Here is a 3,768-nt window from a genome sequence, read left to right as displayed (position 1 = left end):
ACTCTAGGCAATGATGCAGGGGTAATAGGTGCAGCCTGGCTCATTAAAAGCCAAATGAATACGTGATTCCATGCTGCCCTCCGGCAATCAGGGTTATAAGAAAAAAAGATGGAATATTCAAAGATAGTTCCCCCTTTTTGAGGGGGAGAACCATGACCCATTATTGAGGCGCTCTGGATCGCAGATCCAGCGCTTCTTCGATGAGGAGGGACCAGGATTGAAAAGGGTCTTCAAAAAACAGGGATATTCATTGTTTTGGGTCGTATTGATTTCACTTTGGCTTAAAACATATATCGCCTATAAAACAAGTTTTGAGATAGATATTGATAATTGGATCCAGGAGTTCATACTATTCATCAATCCTGTCAGTTTCCTTTTACTTACACTTGGCATGAATCTATTTTTAAAAGAAAATAGACGGGCTGCATACTTATTGATCATGAGTTTTTTCATCACCTTCGTCCTCTTTGCCAATCTTGTTTTTTTTCGCTTTTTCAATGATTTTTTAACCATTCCCGTTCTTTTTCAAACGAGCAATATGAACGACCTTGGAAGCAGTGTACATGAATTGATCAATCCGAGTGATCTATTGTATTTTGCCGATATTCTGTGCTTGATGCTTCTGCTGAAATACAAACCAAAAGCATTTCATGAAAGTCGTTACAATCCCCAGGACCGTAAATTCTATTTGTTAATGGCTTTAGGAGTGACATTTTTTAACTTAGCTTTAGCGGAAGCGGCGCGTCCTGAACTCCTGACAAGAACGTTTGACCGCGAAATCCTCGTTAAGAATATCGGTACGTACCATTATCACCTCTATGATGCAATATTACAGACRAAATCATCAGCTCAACGTGCACTTGCTGATGGCAGTGAATTGTCGGAAATTGAAAATTATGTCCGTGCCAATCAAAAAGAAGTTAATGATGAACTTTATGGTCTGGCAAAAGGCAAAAATGTAATTCTTATATCATTGGAATCCACTCAAAGCTTTGTCATCAATAAAACTGTCAACGGGGAAGAAATCACTCCTTTTCTGAACCAATTCATTAAAGATAGCTATTATTTCAATAACTTTTATCACCAAACCGGCCAGGGAAAAACATCCGATTCAGAATTCATTATTGAGAATTCCCTCTATCCTTTAGGTAGAGGTGCAGTATTTTTCACTCATGCCCAAAATGAATACAAAGCCACACCTGAAATCTTATCGGAAAAAGGTTACTATACGGCTTCCTTGCATGCCAATAATAAAAGCTTTTGGAATCGTGACATAATGTACGATTCTCTTGGGTACCAACGGTTTTATGATAGTGATGAATACAAAGTGTCTGAAGGGAATTCCATCAATTGGGGTTTGAATGATAAATCGTTCTTCAAACAATCAATTTCTCACTTGAAGAGGATGCCTGAGCCTTTTTATGCCAAGTTCATAACGTTAACCAATCATTTTCCATTCACTTTGAATGAAGAAGACCGGACATTGGAACCTTACGATTCGAATTCCAAAACATTGAATCAGTATTTTCCGACCGTACGTTATACCGACGAAGCCTTGAAACAGTTTATCGGCGATTTGAAACGTAATGGATTATATGAGGATTCGATCATTGTTCTATACGGAGACCATTATGGAATTTCTGAAAATCACAACTCTGCCATGAGCCAGTTCCTTGGGAAGGAAATTACTCCGTTCGAATCGATCCAGCTTCAGCGTGTCCCGCTCATCATACATGTCCCCGGGCAGAAGGGAAAAACGATTTCCACCGTTTCCGGCCAAATTGATGTAAGGCCGACTCTTCTTCATTTATTGGGAATTGAAAATGATGATTATATTGAATTCGGCAAAGATCTATTTTCCGAAGAGAAATTAGAGTTCACCGTTCTTCGCGATAGCAGTTTCATCACGAAGGATTACCTCTATACGATGGATACCTGCTATGATAAAAACACCGGCGCGGCGACTGCAAAGGATTCATGTGAGAAGTATTTGGAAAAGGCAAAGCAGGAGCTTGATTACTCCGACAAAATCATTTACGGGGATTTGCTCCGATTTTATGAGCAGCCTTGAAAAAGGAAACCTGGCGCAATCCAGGTTTCAGACTGTAGACAAACCTTGATGAAAATCGAGTTTGTCTACAGTTTTTTTGCTTGTACAAATTTGGACGTTGATTTCCACTTCAGGCACTCGCTTTCCGCGGGCGGTCCGGGAGCCTCCTCGGCGCACCTTGCGCCTGTGGGGTCTCCCTTGGACTCGCTATTCCCGCAGGAGTCTCGCACCCTCCGTTCCAATCAACTATGTTTAAAAATCTGGATAGAACTTCTTTTGCCTACAGTCTTTTTTGTTTTAAAACGGAAACAAATATGGCTTAACGTTGGTTCTTAGGCTATGGTTTTCATGATAAAATACCTTCATTTCTCAACTTTGCGTTGGACCACTTTAAGGGGACTTAAAAAATTATCGATGCAAGTGATGCTTACTTTCGCTGCCATTAATTTAAAGAAGATGGCCACGTGGACATGGCAAGGTCCTACAATGGCATAACATAGTGGCTCTAAGAGCCCAAATCTCTTAACCTTTTGTCTACAACCTGAAACTTGGCGCAATCCAGGTTTTTTCGCTTTTTCAGGGAAATCAGTATCCCTTACAATTATGAAACAAGAGACTTCCTGAACATCTTTCTGTTTTTCCCTTCATAAAGATAAAACAATGAAAGGGGCGGAGGCTGAATGAAAGTTGTGAGCAGAAGCGGGGATGATTTGGCATATTACAGTCAATTGTTCCAAATTCCCCGGGTTTTGATTGAGGATGCCAATCCGGCCATTACTGGCGGAGTTTTGCCAAATGGCATCGAAGTACAGATACCTGGATACATTGTTCAGCAAGAGTCCCGGTTAGATATCGATTTTGCTGAAATCGCTTTACAATATCACCTGCCAATCGATGGGATAGTATTATTGAATCAAGATGGACAAAAGCCTTTTTCGGTACCCGTCCGGGTGATGAATCCCGTGATAGTCACCGACAAGCCCTWCGAATATCAATCACTTCTTGACGATCTTGATGTTCTATCTTGTCATTACCCCTTTATTAAGGTTGAATCGGTCGGAAAGAGTGTGCTGGGAAAAGAACTCCTTGAGGTAAGAATCGGTCAAGGTGAAAAGATCATACATTATAACGGTTCATTCCACGCTAATGAATGGATCACTACGGCTGTTTTGATGAAATGGCTGAATGATTTTCTGCTGGCAGTAACGAATGATCGTACACTTTGCGGAATGGACTGTATGCCGTACTACCGGGATATGTCCATTTCGATCGTTCCAATGGTGAATCCGGATGGAGTCGACCTTGTCCTAAAGGGGGAGGAGGCGGCAGAGGGGAAGGTTGATGTTTTAAAAATAAATAATGGCAATCCTGCCTTTTATGCTTGGAAAGCCAATATCCGCGGTGTAGACCTGAATAACCAATATCCTGCTAACTGGGAGGTTGAAAAGCGCAGAAAGATTCCAAAAGCCCCTGCACCGAGGGATTTTCCAGGAGAAACCGCGTTATCAGAACCAGAAGCATTGGCCATGAAGGAGCTGGCAATAAGACGGAATTTTGAAAGAGTGCTTGCACTTCACACCCAGGGAAAAGAATTCTATTGGGGATATGAGGGACATGAACCTGAACAGGCAGCGAATGTTGCGAGAGAGTTTGAGGAGCGCAGCGGGTATCGGGCCGTAAAATACGTTGACAGCCATGCTGGGTATAAAGATTGGTTC

General features: G+C 41.7%; 2 protein-coding genes and 1 pseudogene. All 3 read left to right on the top strand.

Going from position 1 to position 3,768, the window contains the following annotated elements; translation table 11 throughout:
- The first annotated feature begins 217 nt into the window (after positions 1–217).
- Positions 218–2,071: an LTA synthase family protein gene (locus AC1DVB_RS25785; protein ID WP_377332246.1), complete on the top strand. Its 1,854-nt coding sequence runs from the start codon at positions 218–220 to the stop codon at positions 2,069–2,071.
- A 354-nt stretch (positions 2,072–2,425) separates the two neighbouring features.
- Positions 2,426–2,545, top strand: a pseudogene (locus AC1DVB_RS25780) (transposase); the annotation flags it as partial.
- A gap of 185 nt (positions 2,546–2,730) precedes the next feature.
- Positions 2,731–3,768 (top strand): M14 family metallopeptidase (locus AC1DVB_RS25775; RefSeq protein WP_477591626.1); only part of this gene is annotated, 1,038 nt, incomplete at its 3' end.

This window comes from Peribacillus sp. P4_D6 (genome assembly GCF_056401795.1).
The sequence above is the reverse complement of the archived record's forward strand: the minus strand, read 5'-3'. Positions and strand labels throughout refer to the sequence as shown.